Consider the following 17,922-nt stretch of genomic DNA (forward strand, 5'->3'; position numbering starts at 1 on the left):
GGACACGACCCGTGAGCACCCGCCTCGCCCTTCTCGTCCTTCTCGCCGCCCTCTCGGGCGCACAGGCCGGCACCCTGGGCGAGCCGAAGGACGTGACGTTCAGGGCCGAGGTGGATGGCTCGGAGCAACGCTATGTGGAGATGCTGCCCGAGCCGTTCGACGCGGCTCGGGAGCACCACGTGCTCATCGCCCTCCACGGCCACGGCTCGGACCGCTGGCAGTACATAAGAGACGGGCGCGACGAGTGCCGCGCCGCCCGCGATGTGGCGGCGAGGCACGGGATGATCTACGTGTCGCCCGACTACCGCGCCAGGACCTCGTGGATGGGGCCGAAGGCCGAGGCCGACATGGTGCAGCTCATCGCCGAACTGCGCCAGCGGCACAAGGTGGGCAAGGTCTTCCTCGTCGGCGGCTCGATGGGCGGCTCGGCCGCCCTCACCTTCGCCGCGCTGCACCCCGACCTCATCGCCGGCGTGAGCAGCCAGAACGGCACGGCAAACCACCTGGAGTACGATAAGTTCCAGGACGCGATTGCGGCGTCGTTCGGCGGCACGAAGGCGCAGGTGCCGGAGGAATACCGGAGACGGAGCGCCGAGCTGAACGCTCAGGCCCTCACCATGCCTGTGGCGATCACAGCGGGAGGCAAGGACACCCTGGTGCCCGCCGCGAGCGTGGTGCGCCTGGCGAATACCCTCAAGCAGGGCGGGCGCAAGGTGCTGCTCCTCTACCGCGAGGAGGGGGCCCACAGCACCAACTATGCCGACACCGCGGCCGCGCTGGAGTTCGTCATCAGCAACGCGCGAGGCGAGGAATGAGGTCGGTCAAGAGCGGCCACGCGCGCGGTAGTACGCGAGACCTTCAACAAGCGCCCGGAGATTGTGCCACGGCACGCCGGGGGTGATGGAGCTTGAAGCGCCGAGGAAGAGGCCCGTGCGGGGGCCGGCCTCGACGAGCCACCGAAGCTCGCGGCGAACGTCGTCCGGCGTGCCGTAAGGCAATGTGGTGCTCACAGATACGCCCGCGAGGATCACCAGCTCCGAGCCATCCTTTGCCTTCATCCGGCAGATGCGCTCGTAGTCCATCCCGCACTCGTATTGAAAGCCCTGGAAGCCGCGAAGCCCAACGTCGAGGAGGCGCGGCACCATCTCCATCAGGTTCCCGTCGCAGTGCCAGATGAGCCGCACGTCGCTCCGCACCAACGGCTCCAGGCAGCGAGTGAAGTGGGGGAACCAGAGACGGTCCAGCGAGCGAACATCCACCAGCGTGCCCCGCGAGTCGGCCATGTCGTGGTCGAGGCGGAGGAGGGGGGGCAGGTTGCCCTCCCGATAAGCCCGCGCGACCGCGCGGTTGTTGCGGAGCGCCAGGTCAGCCTGGAGGGAGAAATCGCGCTCCATCACCTCAGGGTAGAGCGCGTAGGCCATGAAGTAGGGGGCATAGCCGTAGGCGCCGTAGCGGAAGCAGGGGAAGCGAGCGACGGCGTAGGGGGCCTTGAGGATGTCGGGGCCGAGTGTGGCCTGCACCGCCGCCTCGCCCCGCAGGATGTCCGCCGTGCGGCGGGCCTCGTCGAACTCCGCGGCGGCCTTGCGGAGGCGCGGGAACTCGAATCGCTCGAGGTGCTCGGCGACCGCTTCGGGGCCGGTGATCTCGAGGCCGTCGAGGACGACGCGTTCGGCGCCCGTGGTGGCCCCCTTTTCATGGCTCTCGAAGCCCTGGGCGCCCATCGAGAGGGGGTTGTCGGGGATGAACTGGTCAATCATGCATGCACCCACGGCCCGCTGCATGGCCAGATACACGCGGCTGGGGTCTCGGCGGTATTCGCCGGAAGCGGCCCCGGCGAGGCGCTCGATCGTCGAGTGCTCCATGATGTGGAGCATCCAGGTGGGGATGCCGCGCGTGGGCCGCCGGAGGATCGTGTCGAGGGCGAGTCGCGTGTTCTCTGTCATCCCCTGGCTCCTTTGCGCTATACTATCGCTGAATCGCCCAACGCTCGCAACTTCGGGGCCGGGGATCGGCCGGGTAACCTCCCGCAGGTATTGGAACCTGCGGCAGGTCGGGCTTCTCGACGGAGGCTTGCGATGAAGCGGCTCGTGGCCAGCCTGCTCTTGGCGGCACCGTGGGGCCTTGGGGCCGAGGGAAGGATCGCGCTGCTCACCGACACGCCGAAGTCGCGCTTCGCCCGTTCGCTTGAAACGCTCTACCCAAGCCGCGTGCAGGCGTTCGAGCTGGGCGCGAAGCCCGACCTGAAGGACTTTGCCTTTCTGGTGACCGAGGTGCGCGATGAGGCGAAGCTGGGCCTGCTCGACGCTGACATGGTCCGCGCCTTCGCCCGCTCGGGGCGGACGGCCATCGTCGGGCTCGACGAGTTCGCCCGCACGCACGGACTCAAGGTGTCGGTGGAGTCGTTGCCCAACGAGGACCACGCGCCAAAGCTCACGCCCGAGCAGTTCAAGGCGCTGGCGGCGGCCGCAGCGAGGATCTGTGGGAATACGCCCGGCCCGCAGGAGCCGCGCTGGCTGCCGCCCGAGGGCAACCTGCCCGAGCCGTGGATGAACGAGGTCGTGAAGGCCCTCAAGGCCGAAATGCTGGAGCCCATCCCCCGCATCACGTTCCGGGAGGAGCACGCGCTGACGGCCGGCTTCGCCAGCGGCGACACCCTGCCGTGGTGCGGCAACGAGGGCGGGCGCTACGTGCAGCGGCAGCTCGTCATCCCCGAGGGGCGCATCGCCACGTTCTGCGTGGTGGCCGTCTCGTCGCTCAACGACCGGCCGGTCTTCGTCCGCGAGCAGGTGGGCGAGGGGAACCTCTACGCCCTCGACTTCCGCTCGCTGGGCGAGCCGGACCTCGCCTGGGGCGCGGCCTGGGAGAGCCGCGGGGCGTTCAACAAGTATGTGTTCCTCGGCAACCTCCTCGGCCAGTCGCTCCGCATGGGCCGTCACTGGAACAAGAAGCCCCTGGCCGAGGAATGGGGCGGCATCCTGCGCGACGTGGCCGCCCGGCACCCGCCGCTGCGCGTCGAGTGCGAGGGCCACGTGCTCGGTTACAACGTTTGGAGCCTCAACCTCGGCGATCCGTCGAAGCCCATCTGGTACGCCTACGGCATGTACCACGCCGAGGATGAGTGGCGCTCGGCGCTGGGCCTGGTGGACTTCGCCCGCTACGTGGCCGATCACCGGGATGAGCCCGGGATCAGGGCGCGGCTGGAGAAGCTCTGCCTCAAGGTCATCCCCTGCCAGACCCCGCACATGTACATGAAGGCGCTGCGCGGCTTCGCCCCCGGCCCCGACAAGCCGCTGCCGCGCGACCCCGCCAAGGAGACGCCGGCCAACCTGGCGATGGCCTACTCGATCCACGAGTGCGACGCCGCGCTCCAGTACGGCATCATCCCGATGACCGGCGCCTCGGTGCCCCTGATGGCGAGGGCCGAGGCGATGCACCGCCAGCGGATGGCCGGCCGCTTCATCGAGTGGGAGGGCGACGCCTGCCGCCAGGCCGAATCGCGGAGCTGGCGCGGCAGCGACGACCCGAAGAAGGCCGAGGAGAACCGCTACTACGGCTTCGGCATCGGCTTTGAAGCCCTGTGGAACATCGGGCGGCCCTCGTTCGACAAGGTGCCCTGGGGCCTCTGCATCGAGGGCGGCCGCCGCGGCTTCCTGCCCGACGCCTTCCTCCACCACTACCAGACCCGCGGCCTCCTCTGGGAGGAAGACCTCTATCGCAGCGCCGTGATCAACGAGATCATCGCCGACTGGACCCTCAGCGCCTTTCTCACCTGCCCGTGACCCGGGGTGCTCCCTTGTCCCCATCGTCCTCGCCATCGGTTTCCCTTGCCCTGCTTCTGGCTCTGGCGGGCTGTGCGCGGGAGAGGGCCTTCGACGCTCTATCGGCCTTCGCCGACGGCGGCGGGTACGACAAGAGTTGGAAGGGCAGCGGCTCGCCGGAGGAGATCGTCTTCAAGGGCAGGACGATTCTGCCCAAGGCCGCGAACGGCACGTATTGCTGCGGCTTCACGTTCGCCGTGGCCATGCGCGTGGCCGCAACCCGCGGGCTGCTGGCCGACAAGTCGGTCGAGCAGGTGCAGCGCTTCCAGCGCGAATGGTTCGGCGCCACGCCCGCCAGCCGCGAGAAGCAATGCGTCGTGGCCGCGGAGAACCTCGGCATCGGGCGGGAGGTCGCGCTCGACGACGCCCGCCCCGGCGACTTCATCCAGTTCTGGCGCGCGAATGGCTCAGGCCATAGCGTCGTACTCCTGCGCGCCATCCGCCGCGAGGGCCGGCTCGTCGGCCTCGAATACCGCAGCTCGCAGGGCTCGACCAATGGCATCGGCAATCGCATCGAGCACTTCGCCGACGCCGAGCCGAAGGGCGCCCTCTTGCGCGCGCGAAGCTACGTCTGCCGCCTGAACGCGCGGTAGGCGGCTCGCCGCGATTCCGGGTCGTTGTGGGCGGGGCCTCCGCGCCCCGCGGGGCAGAGACGCCCCGCCCACAGGATCGTCGCCCCCTGCTGCCGGTGCCGCGCCGGCTGTCTGGCTCTTGCAATCCGTCTCGCCCCCGCTATACTCAGCAGCAACCGGAGAGGACTGCGCCGCGGAAACAGATGGAAAAGGTAAGATGGGCTCACGCGGAACGATCTGTGCTGCGCTTCTCGCTCTGGGCGCTGCGGCGCTCGCCGGCCAGTCGGGCCTGCGGGCGGCCGACGTGCCGCAGTTCCAGCTCCGGGCGCGGGTGACGAGCGTCGGCGGCGAGGAGCCCGCGGGCAGGAAATTCACCTTCCGCTTCGGCGTGCCCGGCAAGGCCGAAACCGCCGCCGGAAACGCCTGGTGCGAGTGGCTGCGCTTCGAACTCGACCAGGTGGTCGCCACGCTCAAGGGCTATCCCGCCATCTACATGCGCGGCTTCCCCGCCGTCGTGCGCCTGCACGTGGACAAGGTGGTGGACCCCACCCTGGTCGAGGCAGAACTGAAGCTGGACGAGACGGGCGAGACGACGCCCCTGCGCTGGGAGCTGTTCGGCGGCTCGGCCGGCTTTCTCCTCTGGCGCGACGAGGCTGGAAAGCCCCACGCCGCCACCATGGCCGACTACAATCAACGCTACTGGAAGGCGCTGGCCACCGTGCAGGTGCCCGAGGCCCGCCGGCCCAAGCACTTCCCCATCGTCGAGCGCTTCATCGGCGGCGATGACGACCGCCTGGCCTGGCGGCAGGGCATCGAGCAGCTCGCGCGCGGCGGCTTCAGCGTCATCATGCTCCCGCCCTCCAAGCCCATCCGCGACCTGCTCCTCAAAGTGGGCCTGCGGCGCACGGCCTGGGCCGTCTACAACCCGCCCGGCTACGCCTTCGACTACGACCCCAAGGTCACGCCCGCCGCCATCCAGGAGTGGGCCGACAAGGAGGCGAAAGCCTATCTCGACGCCGGCTACGCGCGCGAGGACATGGCCATCTTCGCCATGTCGGACGAGCCGGGCTGGTACTACCCCGCGATGTTCCGCCCCCTCGCCGAGAACCCCGCCGCGCTGGCCCGCTTCCGCGACTATCTGAAGGCCCAGGGCCTCCAGCCGGCCGACGTGGGGGCGAACGAGTGGGCCGCCGTGCTGCCGCTCGGCCGCAGCCTGGTGCCGCCCGACCTCCGGCCCCCGCCGCCGCGCAAGATAGACCGGCCCGAGCCGCCCGGCGTCGAGGGCGAACCGCTCGACGAGGCGAGACTCGCCGACGAGCTGGCCGGGCCGCCGCCCCCCAAAGAGCCGCCGAAGGAGGAGAAGCCGCCCGAGCCCTTCCCGCCCCCCGCGCGCAACACCCTCGCCAATCGCCGGCTGTTCTACTGGACCATGCGCTTCTATGCCTGGGACTCCGCCCGTCACTTCGCCGTCGCCACGCGGGCGCTGGAGAGGGCCTTCTGGCCGGGCATGCCGATCCTCACGAACTGGAACTTCTTCAGCGGACGCTTCTACGTGCCCGGCCCCGCCGCCAACAACGCCGACAAGCAGAGCCCCGACGCGGCCATGGGCGGGCACGACTGGCTGGAGTTCGGCCGCCTGCGCGGCGGCACGATGCTGTGGACCGAGGACTGGTTCGGCGACGGCATGGCGCCGCAGTGGTCCTTCTACTGCTCGAAGCTGCGCTGCGCCGCGGAACTCGGCGGCGTGACCTTCGGCGGCTACGTGATCCCGCGCACCGCGGGCGACCGCACCGACGGCATTCTCCAGAAGATCCTGTGCGTCGTCGGCTCCGGCGGCAAGGCCGTCAAGTACTTCGTCTTCGGCCCCGAGTACAACTTCCCCGGCAACTGCTACTCGGAGAACGCCCGCGTGCTGCCCAAGATGGCCGAGGCCCACGCGATGATCGGCGCGGCCGAAGAGCTGTTGTGGCCGGGCAAACGCCCGCGGGCCGAGGCCGCCATCCTCATGCCCCGCAGCGCGCAGGCGTGGGACGCCGCGGCCATCCGCATCCCCAACCAGATCCACGACGCGACCAACAACCACCTCAACAACGCGACCGTGGACTACCTGGCCGAGGTCTTCAACCTCTACCTCGCCCTCCAGCATGCGAACCTCCCGGTGGACTTCGTGGATGAGGACGACTTGACGGAGAGGGGCCTGGCACCGTACCGCGTGCTGTACGTCACCGAGCCGAACATCCCCGAGGAAGGCCAACGCGGCCTCGCGGCCTGGACCCGCGCCGGCGGCACCCTGGTCACGGTGACCGGAGCCGGCGCCCGCGGCCGCTACGACGAGCCGTGCGCCGTGCTGGCGGAACTCAGCGGCCTCCAGGAGCCCCCGCGCGAGCGCCTGCTCGTGGCCAACCTCGGCAGCCTCAAGCCCGTCGGCAAGGTGCGCGGGGCGGGGAACGAGGTGGACGCCATCGGCGCGCGCGGCACGCTTCCGAGCGCGCCGAAGGCCGTGGAGGCCACCTTCGACGACGGCGCGCCGGCCGTCGTGCAGCAACCGGCGGGCAAGGGGCGCGTGGTGCACTTCGCCTGGATGCCCGGCCTCGCCTACGCGAAGTCCGCCAGCGGCGCCAAGGACCGCCTGCCGGTGGGCTTCTCGGCGGCGATCCGCCGCTGGATCACCTGGCCCACCGAGCTGGCCGGCATCCGGCCGCCCGTCGCGGCCGACGTGCCGATGGTCGAGACCCCGCTGCTGCTCTCGGAGAAGGGCGGGGCGGTGACGCTGCTGAACTGGACGGGCGAGCCGCTCGAGCGGCTGAGGCTGACGGTCCGCCTGCCCTTCGCCGTCCGCACCGTCGAGAGCGTGAAACAGGGCAAGCTGCCCTTCGAGCCGGCGGGCGAGGGCATCTCGCTCTCCCTGCCCCTGGGCGCGGCCGACATCCTGATGCTGCGGCCGTGAGGAGCCGACCGCCGTGCAACACGCCGACGCGCTGGTGGCCATCCTGATGCTCGCCTTCGCCGCCGCCGTGCTCGGGTGCCTGTGGCGCGCCAAACGCGGGCGCGTGCCCTACGTGCGGCAGATCCCCGGCATCGCGTCGCTCGAGGAGGCGGTCGGGCGCGCGACCGAGCTGGGCCGCCCCGTGGTCTTCGCCCTCGGCCACAGCGGCCTCCAGGCCATCGAGACCCACGCCGCCCTCTCGATCCTCGCCCACGTGGCCCGCCTCGCCGCACGGCTGAGGACCCCCTTCGTCACCCTCGTGTCGCAGCAGGACGTCTATCCCGTCGCCGAGGAGACCGTGCGGCAGGCCTACACGGCCGAGGGCGTGCCCGACCAGTTCAAGGCCGAAGAGCAAGTGCGCTTTCTGTCGGACCACACGGTCGTGTATGCGATGGGCGCCGCGCGGATCATCGAGGAATCGCGCGCGGGCTGCGCGCTCTTCTTCGGCCCCTTCGACTTCACGAGCCTGCTGATGGCCGAGCCGGGCGCGCGCCTGGGCGTGATGCAGATCGCCGGCGACCCCAGCCTGTTCCAGATTCCGTTCTTCGTGTGCACGTGCGACTACACGGTGATCGGCGAAGAGTACTACGCGGCGGGCGCCTACCTGAGCGCCGACCCGGCCGCCCGCGCAACCCTGGCGAGCCAGGACCTCATCAAGGCCGTCTTCGCGGTCCTTGTCGTCGTGGGCACGCTGCTCTACCAGTTCCACGCGGCGTGGCCCCCGTGGCTGCATGAGTTCCTCAAGGCCCTGAAGATCGTGGGGCCGCGCCCATGAAGAACGCTGTCGTGCGGCTCCTTACGTTCATCGGCGGGTTGTTCTTCCTGGTGGAGTTCCTGCTGCCCGAGCGCGCGCCGGCCTGGCTGGGCGGCTTCGCGAACCCGCTCACGCCGCACCTGGGCGTGGTGACCACCTTCCTGGTGGTCGTGGGCACCATGGCCTTCCTGCTCGGCCCCATCAACCTCACGCGCGGCCACCTGAAAGCCGTGTGGCGCCGGCACAAGGGCTGGGCGCAGAGCGCCGTGTTCCTGCTCTTCCTCGCGCTGGGCCTGCTGGCGACGGCGCTGAGGGACGAAGCGGCCAGGGGCTTCGCCACGAGAGTGTACGACGCGCTCTTCTTCGGTCTGCTCTTCGCATTCGGCACCACGAGCATGGCCATTCTCTCCTTCTACCTCGTCTCGGCGGCCTACCGGGCCTTCCGCGTGAACAACCTCGACTCGGGCATCATGATGGCCTCGGCCGTGATCGTGCTGCTCGGCCAGGTGCCGCTGGGCGACTGGATCACCTACGCGCTGCCCGACACGCTCCAGCTCCGCTCGCTCGCGCAGTGGATTACCATGGTGCCCAACGCCGCCGTGCAGCGGGCCGTGCTCATCGGCGCCTGCGGCGGCGCCTTCGCCACCGGCCTGCGCCACTGGCTGGGGATAGGAACCAGGCGATGATTCGCTGGCTCGCAAAGCTGCACTCCCTCGACCGCCGCTGGCTCTACCTGGCCACGGTGATCGTGCTCGTGGTGCCGTTGCTGTGGACAGGGCTGCACATGCCCTCGGCCTTCACCTCGCCCGCCACGCGCGGCCTCTACGAGGCCATCGAGGCCTGCCCGCCCGACAAGGTGGTGTGGATCGACTCGAGCTGGGACCAGGGCTCGCGGGCCGAGAACTACGCCCAACTCGGCTGCGTCGTGCGTCACCTGTGCCGCCGGCGCATCAAGTTCGTCGTCACCTCGGTCGCCATCACCGTGTTCGCCCCCGAGTTCGCCGACAGGGTCATCCGCCCCATCGCCGAGGAGGCGGGCTACGTCTACGGCCGCGACTGGGTGAACGCCGGCTATGTGCAGGCCGGCACCAGCCTGGGCGCGGTGATTGACGGCCTGTGCCGCGACTTCCACAACGTGCGCCCCACCGACGCCGCCGGCACGCCCGCCGCCGACCTGCCTCTGATGCAGCGCGTGCGCTCGCACAAGGACATCCACCTCGTCTACTGCATCACCTACTCGCCCAACCCCGAGTGGATCAGCTTCGCCAACGGCCAGTTCAAGCTGCCTGTGGCCTTCGGCTGCATGAGCATCATGTCGCCCTATTACTCGACCTACATAGACAGCGGGCAGCTCTGCGGCATGCTCGTGGGCAATCGCGGCGCCGCCGAGTACGAGGCGCTCAACCAGCACCTCGCCGAGGGCACCACCCTCATCACCGCCGGCTCCTTCGGCAACTGCGCCATCATCCTCGCCGCCCTGCTCGGCAACCTGGGCTTCTGGGCCTCCCGTCGCCAGCGGAGGAAGAGCCCATGACCGACCCGCTGGCCCTCTGGATCGGAGCCTTTGTCACCCTGGTGGTCTTCAGCTACCTGGCGAAGGACAACCCGTTCTACCGCCTCGTGCAGCAGGCGGCCCTCGGCGCCTCGGTGGGCATCGGCATCGTGGTGGCCTGGCAGCAGGTGCTCTACCCGATGTGGCTCACGCCCATCCGCGAAGCGCTGGCCGGCCGCGCGGCGTGGACGGGCGCCCTGTGGCTCCTCGCCCTCGTGCCGGGGTCGTTGTGGTACTTCCAGCTCTCCAAGCGCTGGTTCTGGGCGAGCCGCCTCGTCAGCGGCCTCTTCCTCGGCGTGGCGGCCGGCCTGGCCTTCAAGGGCCAGATTCTCCTCATCCTGCCGCAGATCGGCGCGAGCCTGAAGCCGCTGAACCCCTTCGCCGGCCCCGTGGGCTTCTCGATGGCCTCTCTGGCCGCCTGCGCCAGCAACCTCATCTTCCTCGCCGGCCTGCTCGCCACGCTGCTCTACTTCTTCTTCTCGGTGCGCAGCGATCACCCGCTGCTCCAGCGGCCCATGCGCTTCGGCCGCCTGATGATCATGGTCTGCCTGGGCGCCATGTTCAGCAACACGGTGATGACCCGCATGGCCTACCTGATCGAGCGTCTCCAGTTCCTGATCGAGCGGGTAGGGGAGATTGCCGGGCTGTTGTAGGCGGCCTCACGGCTTGCGGGCGCGGAGGCGCTCGAGGGCCTTCTTGGCGGCCTCGTGGTTGGGGTCGAGGGCGACCACGCGCTCCAGCTCATCCTGCGCCTGGGTGAGAAGCTGCACGCTGGCGCACCACTTGGCCAGCTCGAAGAGGGCCTCGGCCCGCTCGCCGGCCTCGTAGCGGCGCCGCACATAGGTGGCCATTTTGTCGGTGCGTGGGCTCGTGATGCGGCTGCCGCCGACCATGAGGGTCCACGTGCTGCCGGCCCGCCCCACGCCCACGCAGGCGCCGCCCGAGATCATGATCTTGTGGTGGCCCTGCGAGTAGTACCAGCCTGTGAAGGCCCCCACGCCGGTGCTCTGGCCGCCGGCGATGCACTCGCCATTCGAGCCGGTCTGCTCGCGCCCGGCGCGCATCCAGGGGGTCTTGAGGCTTTCCGTGGGCGAGTCGTGCGCGAAGTACTTCTTCGCCACCATCTCCTCGCTGTGCTTCTTGCCGGCGATGACGAGCCGGAGATCGATCTCCATCGGGGCCAGGCCGATGAGGAGGCGGTGGACGTTCAGCCGCGCGATGCAGGCGGCCTCGCCGGGGTCGATCCAGCCGCCGACGAGCTGGTTCGTCTCGATGAGCGACGAGTGGCGCGGGCTGCCCGCGAAGCGGTTGACCACGACGAGCGCGCATTCCTGGTCCCACAGCTCCTCGCTCCAGCCGTGGCGCAGGCCGGCCTGGACCGCGTAGCCCTCGAGCTCGTGCACGCTGGCGCGGAGGGCCTTGTACTTCTCGGCCTCGCCGACCGCGGCCATCGCCTCGTCGAAGGCCTTCTGGATCGGGGCCATCACCTCGTCGAGCTTCTCCTTGCTGAAGGCGTTGCCGTTGACGAAGTCCCGGGCCTTGGCCTGATGGGGGCCGAGGGCGCCGCGCAGGCCCGCCAGCGGCTTGAGCGAGCCGAGCGAGCCGACGGCGGAGGCCAGGCGCTGCCAGGCGCGCTCGCGCGCCCGGTCGAGCGCCTCGGCCACGGCCCGCGGCGGCTTCTTGTCGCCCTCGGTGAGGGCCTTCCAGGCCTCGGCGCGCTGCTCGGGCGTGGCCGTGGCGCTCTCGAGCGCGCGCACGAAAGCCTGCGCGGGCGAGGACGCCTCGCCGCCCGCCGCTGGCGCCACCGACGCAACGCGGAGGGCGGCGGCCAGCAAGGCCCCGAGCGCCAGGGCGCCCCGGGCGGCAACGCGGCTTCGCACGTGCAGCAAGCGGGGGAACACAGGAGTCCTCCAAGAGGCGGCTTCCTGCAAATTATAGCGCAACTCCCGGCCTGAGGCGAACGCGATTGGCTGGAACGCCCCGAGGGCAGTTTCCCCTGTTGCAAAGCCGGGCGAAGATTTGGTACAATGGCGATGGAGTTTGACGCCCCAGGCTCCAGGGATGGACCATGCCACGACCCCGGATCTGTTTCACTGTGGTGAGCGAGGCCCTCGGCGGCCAGCAATTCGCCTTCGACGGCGAACAGCCGATCCTGATCGGCCGCACCCCCGATAACACGCTGGCCCTCGACCACAAGAGCGTGTCGCGCCGCCACGCGCGCGTGGAGCCGGAGGGCTCAGGCTACGTGCTGGTGGACCAGGGGAGCCACAACGGCACCCGGGTGGGCGACCGGCTGGTGTCGAAGCACGTGCTCGCCTCGGGCGACGTGATCGGCCTGGGCGAGCTGCGGTTGCGCGTGACCTTCGAGGGCGGCGACTCGGGCGCGGCGCCTCCGCCGCCCGTCAGCACGCTGCCGGCCGTGGCCTCGGCCCAGGGGCCCCAGGCGGGCGCGCTCGCGCGGCCGCTCACCGTGGAGGAGCTCTTCGCGCGCGCCGGCCCCACCCAGGCCCTGCCTGTCTCGAAGCCGCGCCGCAACTACTGGCCCGCCATCTACACGCTGCTGATGGTCACCGTGGTCGTCGTCGGCCTGGCCACCTTCTGGGCCGTGGGCGTGCGGCCCCAGGGCACGCCGCGCCTGGACGTGCTGGTGCGCGCCGGCGAGGCGCTGCCGGTGGACATGTCGCGCCTCCCGGCCCCCGACCGCCAGGGCTGGACCCGCGGCATCCTGCGCGTCGAGGAGATCCGCCGCCCCACCGACGAGCGCGTGGCCGACGCCAAGAAGACCCGCTTCCCCGAATTCGTCTCGGTGCGCGGCAAGACGCTCGGCACCACCGACATCGCCGTCTACGGCCCCCCCGTCGGCTGGGTGATCCTGCGGGTGCTGGTGCGCGACACCAAGCCCGAGCCCGAGCCCCTCGCCTGGCTCAACAAGCCCGTGAATGAGCGCCGCGACTACGCCCTCGAAATCCTCCGCCGCGCCAAGACCATCGTCATCAACATCGGCTCGGTCAACGAGCGCACCTGGCAGGTGGCCAAGGACCTCGACCTGGCGGCCCGCCTCCTCGAGGCCATCCCCGGCGAAACCGCCAACGCCACCTGGGCCTCGCAGACGGCCCGCGAGCTGCGCCAGGCCCTCGACCGCCGCTACGAGGTCCTCGCCCGCGAGATCAACGTCCTGCGCGAGCAGGGCAAGCTCCGCGAGGCCCTCGCCAAGGCCCTCGAACTCAAGAGCCTCTTCCCCGATCCGGAGACCGAGGAGCACCACGTCGTCAACAGCTTCTACGACATCCTGGCCGACGAAGAGGCCAGGGCGGCACGCGAAGCGCAGGAGAAACGCTAGTGCGTCTAGTGGCCATGAGCGGCGGGCAGACCCTCTCGTTCCCCCTCCGGCAGGGCTCCACCCTCATCGGGCGCCACTCCTCCTGCCACATCTGCATCCCGTCCAAGACCATCTCGCGCCGCCACGCGCAGTTCTACGTGGACGGCCCGTCGGTGACCGTACGCGACCTGGGCAGCTCCCACGGCACCTTCGTCAACGGCCAGCGCATCGAGCGGGCCGAGCTGCACAACGGCGACGTCGTGTCGCTCGGCATCTTCGACCTCCGCTTCGAGGCCGAGGGCGCCGCCGCCACCTACGGCCACGGCACCGCGGCCGCCGCCGACATCGTGGTGACCGCCCAGGGGCCCGGCGCCGCCATGGCCGGCGGCCCGACGGCCGGGCCGGCGGCCGGGCCGCCGCCCGCCGGCGGCGCGCCCTTCGACGCCCAGATGCCGCCCCCCGCGCCCACCGACTTCCCCGCGCAGCCCACCGGCGAGGAGACCCCCGCCGACCAGAGCTTCATGCCCGCCCCCTACGTGCCGCGCCAGGAGACCGTCATGGGCGGCGAGGCCGGCCAGCCGCAGCTCGTCGTCCGCGAGGGCCGCTGGTTCCTCCGCGACCCCGGCACCGGCCGCGAGGTCGAGATCGCGCCCCGCGGCGCCGAGGGCGCCGCCGCCCTGCCCGCCGAAGGCCGCCGGCCCAACACCCGGCTCCTCGTCACCGTCGTCGCCATCGCCGCCGTCGTCGTCATCACCTTCGCCGCCGTCATCCTGCGCCGCCCGCCCCCCAAGGACGGCGGCCCCAAGTTCAGCGTGGCCGAGTACGTGCAGGACGTGGACACCGGCCTCGACGCCCTGAAGGCCGGCGACTACGCGAAGGCGCGCGCCCAGTTCGACCTCGCGAGCAAGAAGCGCACCGACTTCGAGACCGCGCGCCTCCTCGGCCAGTACGCGCTGCTCCTCGAGGCCGCCGGCGGCGACTTCGTGAAGCTCAACAAGAGCGAGGCCAAGCGCTACCTCGAGAGCCTCGAGAACACCCGTTGCCCGTCCGACAAGGCCATCGCCTTCGCCCGCGAGCAGCGCGACTGGATTGACAAGGAGAGCGTGGCCATGGGCCTCTACGAGGCCGCCCTGGCCCGCCTCCAGAGCGGACGCGACAGCGAGGAGGTCATGCTCGAAGCCCGCGCCGCCCTCCACCAGATCCCGCCCGACCGCTACGCCGCCACGCTCGCCAAGAAAGAGATCGCCGGGATCAACAAGGCCATTGCCGAAGCCCGCCTCGCCCGCGCCGAGCGCGAGAAGGCCCAGCTCAAGTGGACCGACGCCATCGCCCAATACCAGGACGCGCTGCCCTTCATCGAGGACGCGGCCGCCCGGGCCAAAGTGGCCCAGGAGACCGAAGACTGCCGCCGCTACGCCAACGAGGCGCAGATCCTCAAGCAGGCCCAGGACGCCGTGAACGCCAAGAACTACGAGAGCGCCCGCGAGGCCCTCAAGCGCATCCAGCCCGGCTACTACCACAACAACGCCCAGCGCCTGATCGCCGACATTGACCGCATGGAGAAGGCCGAAGCCCGCGAGGCCATCCGCCAGCAGATCACCTCGCTCTACACCAGCGGCGCCGCCGCCCAGGCCGACGAACTGGCCAAGAAGCACAACTTCCCCGAGTTCAACTACATCGCCGAGCGCGCCCGCCGCATCGAAGACCTGCTCGCCGCCGGCAAGAAGGCCGAAGACGAACGCAGCTACCGCGAGGCCGAGAACGCCTACCAGCAGGCCCTCGGCGTGGAGCCCGACACCAACAACGACTACAACCGCCGCGCCCAGCGCCTCCTCGACGCCATCAAGGCCCGCTACCCCCAGATCTCCATCGAGTTCTCCGACAGCGGCTACCGCAAGATCGACAAGGACCCCGTGGCCGCGCGCAAGGACTTCGACCAGGCCCTCACCTACGACGCCGCCAACGAGCGCGCCAAGAAGGGCCTCGCCCACCTCGACCGCCAGGCCAACCTCGCCTACAGCCAGGGCCGGGCCTACGTGATGGCCGGCAAGCCGGCTCACGCCAAGCCCGTCTTCGAGCGCGCCCTCGCCTGCGCCGAGCCCGGCAGCAAGATGTACCAGCTCATCGCCCAGGAACTCGAGAACCTCAACAAGTGACCACACACCTCGGCGTCCGGCTTCTCCTCCCCACCCTCGCGCTCGCGGGCCTGGCCGGCTGCTCCGGCGACTCCCAGAACGGCGCCAACGGCACGCCCTCGGGCAAGACCGTCCTCACCATGTGGCACGCCCAGAAGCAGCAGAACGAGGACGCGCTCAAGGCCATCGTCGAGCGCTTCAACGCGGCCAACGCCACCTACGCGGTGAAACTGCACAACCTCGGCTCCTACACCACCCTCTTCCAGAAAGCCCGCGCCACCATCCAGGGCGGCAAACTGCCCGACCTGTGCGTGGCCTACGAGAGCATGGTCGCCGAGTTCATGGAGGCCAAGGTCGTCCTCCCCCTCGACGACTACCTCGGCCACGCCGACTACGGCCTCTCGAAGGCCGAGCAGGACGACATCTTCCCCTCCTTCCTCCAGGCCAACCGCTACGAGGAGTTCGGCGGCCAGCTCCTCTCGTTCCCCTTCACCAAGAGCCTGCTCATGCTCTACGCCAACACCGACCTCCTGCGCTCGGCCGGCATCGAGAAGCTGCCCGAGACGTGGACCGAGTTCGTCGAGCAATGCCGCAAGGTGAAGGCCAAGACGGGCCGCCCCGCCTTCGCCTACTCGCGCGACCCCTCCTCCTTCGACAGCATGGTCCTCTCCCTCGGCGGCAAGCTGGCCACCATCGCCGACCGCCGCAGCCACCTCGACGGCCCCGAGGCGGTCCAGGCCCTCACCCTCCTCGACACCCTTGTGCGCGAGGGCCTCGCCACCGTGATCGCCATGGGCAGCGACGACGACCGCACCCGCTTCTCCGGCGGCGAGGTGGCCTTCATCCTGCGCTCGAGCACCTCGCGCTCGTACATGGACGCCGACCTCCTCACGCCCGACGGCCGCGACAAGTTCGCCTGGGCCATGGCCTGTCCGCCCGTGGGCGAGGGGCGGCCCAAGCTCACCGTCCTCTACGGCGGCAACATCCTTATCTTCAAGTCCAACCCCGAGCGCCAGCGCGGCGCCTGGGAGTTCATCAAGTTCTTCATCTCGCCCGAGGTCACCGCCGAGTGGTCGGTGAAGACCGGCTACCTGCCCGTGCGCCGCTCGGCGGCCGACACGGCGGCCCTCCAGGCCTACTTCGCCAAAGGGCCGCGCTACCGCGCCGCCTTCGACACCATCCCCTTCGGCGTCGCCGAACCCAACGTGGCCGGCTGGCAGGCTGTGCGCGAACTCATCAAGGACGCCTTGACCCGCGTGGTCACCGGCCGGGCGAGTCCCGCCGAGGCCGCCGCGGCCCTGGGCAAGGCCGCCGACGCCGAACTCCAGCGCTTCGCCCCACGCGCCGGCAAGTAGGCGAAGCCCCATGGAAGTGGTGAACCGGAACCAGAGCCCGCCCTTCCTCACCAAAGACGGCTCGACCATTCGCTCGCTGCTCGACCGCACCAACTCGTCGGCGGCCCGCCAGAGCCTCGCCGAGGCCACCGTGCCCCCCGGCGGCGCCACCCAGCCGCACCGCCATCCGCGAACCGAAGAGATCTACTACGTCCTCCGCGGGCGGGGGCGCATGGAGGTCGGCGGCGAGGCGCGCGACGTCGGCCCCCTCGACGCCATCCTCATCCCGCCCGGCGCCCGGCACACCCTCGCCAACACGGGGGCTGAGCCGCTCGTCTTCCTCTGCTGCTGCGCGCCGCCCTACTCCCACGACGACACGCTGCTCGACTAGCCCGGGAGTTCTTGCGATGGAGGGAGCCGCGTGGGGGAGGAAGCCCCTCTTCCCAAGGAGGGCTTCCTCCCCCGCAAATCAGCCATTTCTCACAGCAGCGCCGTGCTGAAGTAGCGTTCGGCCCGGTCGGGCAGCACGGTGGCGATGTTGCCCTTCACCCTGCGGGCGAGCTGGCGCGCCCCCCACACGTTGGCCCCCGACGAAATGCCCACCAGCAGCCCGAAATCGCGGCCCAGCTCGCGTGTCGTCTCGATGGCGTCCTCGTCGGTCACCTCCACCACCTCGTCAATGAGCTTCACATCCAGCACGGCCGGGATGAAGCCGTCGCCGATCCCCTGAATCTGGTGCAGGCCCGGCTCGTGGCCCAGGATCGCCGACACCCCCTTCGGCTCCACCGCCACGATGCGCGTGCCCGGCCTGTGCTCGCGGAGGAACCTGCCCACCCCCTGAAGCGTGCCGCCGCTGCCCACGCCCGCCACGAAACACGCGATGTCGCCCGTCATCTGGCGCCACAACTCGGTCGCCGTCTCCTCGTAGTGGCAGCGCGGGTTGTCGGGGTTCTCGAACTGCTGCGGCACGAAGACGCGCGGGTCGTTCGCAGCCATCTCCTGCACCCGCCGCACGGCGCCGGCGATGCTCTCGCGGTCGGGCGTGAGAATCAGCTCCGCCCCCAGGGCCTTGATGAGCTTCTTGCGCTCCTCGCTCATCCCCTCAGGCATCACGATGCGCACCCTGTAGCCCTTGAGGCGGCCCACCAGCGCCACCCCGATGCCCGTGTTGCCCGAGGTGGGCTCGACGATGATCGAGTTGCGCTTCAGCCGCCCGTCGCGCTCCGCCCCCTCGATCATCGCGCGCGCCACGCGGTCCTTGATGCTGCCCCCGGGGTTCAGATACTCCGCCTTCGCGAAGATTCGCTCCCCCTTCAGCCGCAGCAGCGGCGTGTTGCCAATCAGGTCCAGAATGTTATCCGTGAGCATGGCCCGGCCCTTCGTGCAATGCCCTGGTCATAGAGACAACGCCACGCCTATTCTCGCGCTCTCGGTCTCCCGGGTCAAGGCCCT

Annotated in this window: 15 protein-coding genes; 12 read left to right on the plus strand and 3 right to left on the minus strand. The window is 70.2% G+C overall.

The window, feature by feature from the left end; translation table 11 throughout:
- Positions 1-11 precede the first annotated feature (11 nt).
- On the plus strand, positions 12-815 hold the full coding sequence (locus PLE19_00130) for an alpha/beta fold hydrolase (protein ID HPD13322.1): 804 nt from the start codon (positions 12-14) through the stop codon (positions 813-815).
- Between the two features lie 6 nt (positions 816-821).
- Here PLE19_00130 and PLE19_00135 read toward each other — a convergent pair whose 3' ends face one another.
- Entirely contained in the window at positions 822-1,943 is a 1,122-nt protein-coding gene (locus PLE19_00135; GenBank protein ID HPD13323.1) for a uroporphyrinogen decarboxylase family protein, read from the minus strand.
- 132 nt (positions 1,944-2,075) lie between these two features.
- Between PLE19_00135 and PLE19_00140 the strand changes: the two genes are divergently transcribed.
- From PLE19_00140 to PLE19_00170, 7 genes are all read left to right on the plus strand, one after another.
- Complete coding sequence (locus PLE19_00140) at positions 2,076-3,779, plus strand: hypothetical protein (GenBank protein ID HPD13324.1); 1,704 nt, start codon at positions 2,076-2,078, stop codon at positions 3,777-3,779.
- Between the two features lie 14 nt (positions 3,780-3,793).
- On the plus strand, positions 3,794-4,411 hold the full coding sequence (locus PLE19_00145; GenBank protein ID HPD13325.1) for a hypothetical protein: 618 nt from the start codon (positions 3,794-3,796) through the stop codon (positions 4,409-4,411).
- Between the two features lie 196 nt (positions 4,412-4,607).
- Positions 4,608-7,337 (plus strand): beta-galactosidase trimerization domain-containing protein, encoded by a 2,730-nt coding sequence (locus PLE19_00150; GenBank protein HPD13326.1) that lies wholly within the window; start codon positions 4,608-4,610, stop codon positions 7,335-7,337.
- A 13-nt stretch (positions 7,338-7,350) separates the two neighbouring features.
- A complete protein-coding gene (locus PLE19_00155) occupies positions 7,351-8,151 on the plus strand; it encodes a hypothetical protein (GenBank protein HPD13327.1) in 801 nt (266 codons plus the stop codon).
- Positions 8,148-8,816, plus strand: coding sequence for a hypothetical protein (locus tag PLE19_00160; GenBank protein ID HPD13328.1), 669 nt, complete (start codon positions 8,148-8,150; stop codon positions 8,814-8,816). The genes PLE19_00155 and PLE19_00160 overlap by 4 nt, the downstream gene beginning before the upstream one ends.
- A complete protein-coding gene (locus PLE19_00165; protein HPD13329.1) occupies positions 8,813-9,664 on the plus strand; it encodes a hypothetical protein in 852 nt (283 codons plus the stop codon). The genes PLE19_00160 and PLE19_00165 overlap by 4 nt, the downstream gene beginning before the upstream one ends.
- Positions 9,661-10,335 carry a hypothetical protein gene (locus PLE19_00170; protein ID HPD13330.1) on the plus strand — a complete coding sequence of 225 codons (675 nt, stop codon included), beginning with the start codon at positions 9,661-9,663 and terminating at the stop codon, positions 10,333-10,335. Before PLE19_00165 ends, PLE19_00170 begins: the two co-directional genes overlap by 4 nt.
- A 6-nt stretch (positions 10,336-10,341) precedes the next feature.
- Here the strand turns inward: PLE19_00170 and PLE19_00175 are convergent, their stop codons facing one another.
- On the minus strand, positions 10,342-11,583 hold the full coding sequence (locus PLE19_00175; protein ID HPD13331.1) for a CAP domain-containing protein: 1,242 nt from the start codon (positions 11,581-11,583) through the stop codon (positions 10,342-10,344).
- Positions 11,584-11,750: 167 nt separating this feature from the next.
- Between PLE19_00175 and PLE19_00180 the strand changes: the two genes are divergently transcribed.
- Genes PLE19_00180 through PLE19_00195 form a run of 4 tightly spaced genes read left to right on the plus strand, consistent with a single transcriptional unit; the run spans position 11,751 to position 16,861 of the window.
- Positions 11,751-13,022: an FHA domain-containing protein gene (locus tag PLE19_00180; GenBank protein HPD13332.1), complete on the plus strand. Its 1,272-nt coding sequence runs from the start codon at positions 11,751-11,753 to the stop codon at positions 13,020-13,022.
- Positions 13,022-15,157: an FHA domain-containing protein gene (locus PLE19_00185; GenBank protein ID HPD13333.1), complete on the plus strand. Its 2,136-nt coding sequence runs from the start codon at positions 13,022-13,024 to the stop codon at positions 15,155-15,157. Before PLE19_00180 ends, PLE19_00185 begins: the two co-directional genes overlap by 1 nt.
- Complete coding sequence (locus tag PLE19_00190) at positions 15,154-16,491, plus strand: ABC transporter substrate-binding protein (protein HPD13334.1); 1,338 nt, start codon at positions 15,154-15,156, stop codon at positions 16,489-16,491. The genes PLE19_00185 and PLE19_00190 overlap by 4 nt, the downstream gene beginning before the upstream one ends.
- A gap of 10 nt (positions 16,492-16,501) precedes the next feature.
- Entirely contained in the window at positions 16,502-16,861 is a 360-nt protein-coding gene (locus PLE19_00195; GenBank protein HPD13335.1) for a cupin domain-containing protein, read from the plus strand.
- A gap of 89 nt (positions 16,862-16,950) precedes the next feature.
- On the opposite strand, the gene cysK is transcribed toward PLE19_00195, so the two are convergent.
- Positions 16,951-17,838, minus strand: a complete 888-nt coding sequence (cysK, locus tag PLE19_00200; protein HPD13336.1) for a cysteine synthase A — start codon at positions 17,836-17,838, stop codon at positions 16,951-16,953.
- Positions 17,839-17,922: the final 84 nt, after the last annotated feature.

The organism is Planctomycetota bacterium (assembly GCA_035384565.1).
Classification (GTDB): domain Bacteria; phylum Planctomycetota; class PUPC01; order DSUN01; family DSUN01; genus DAOOIT01.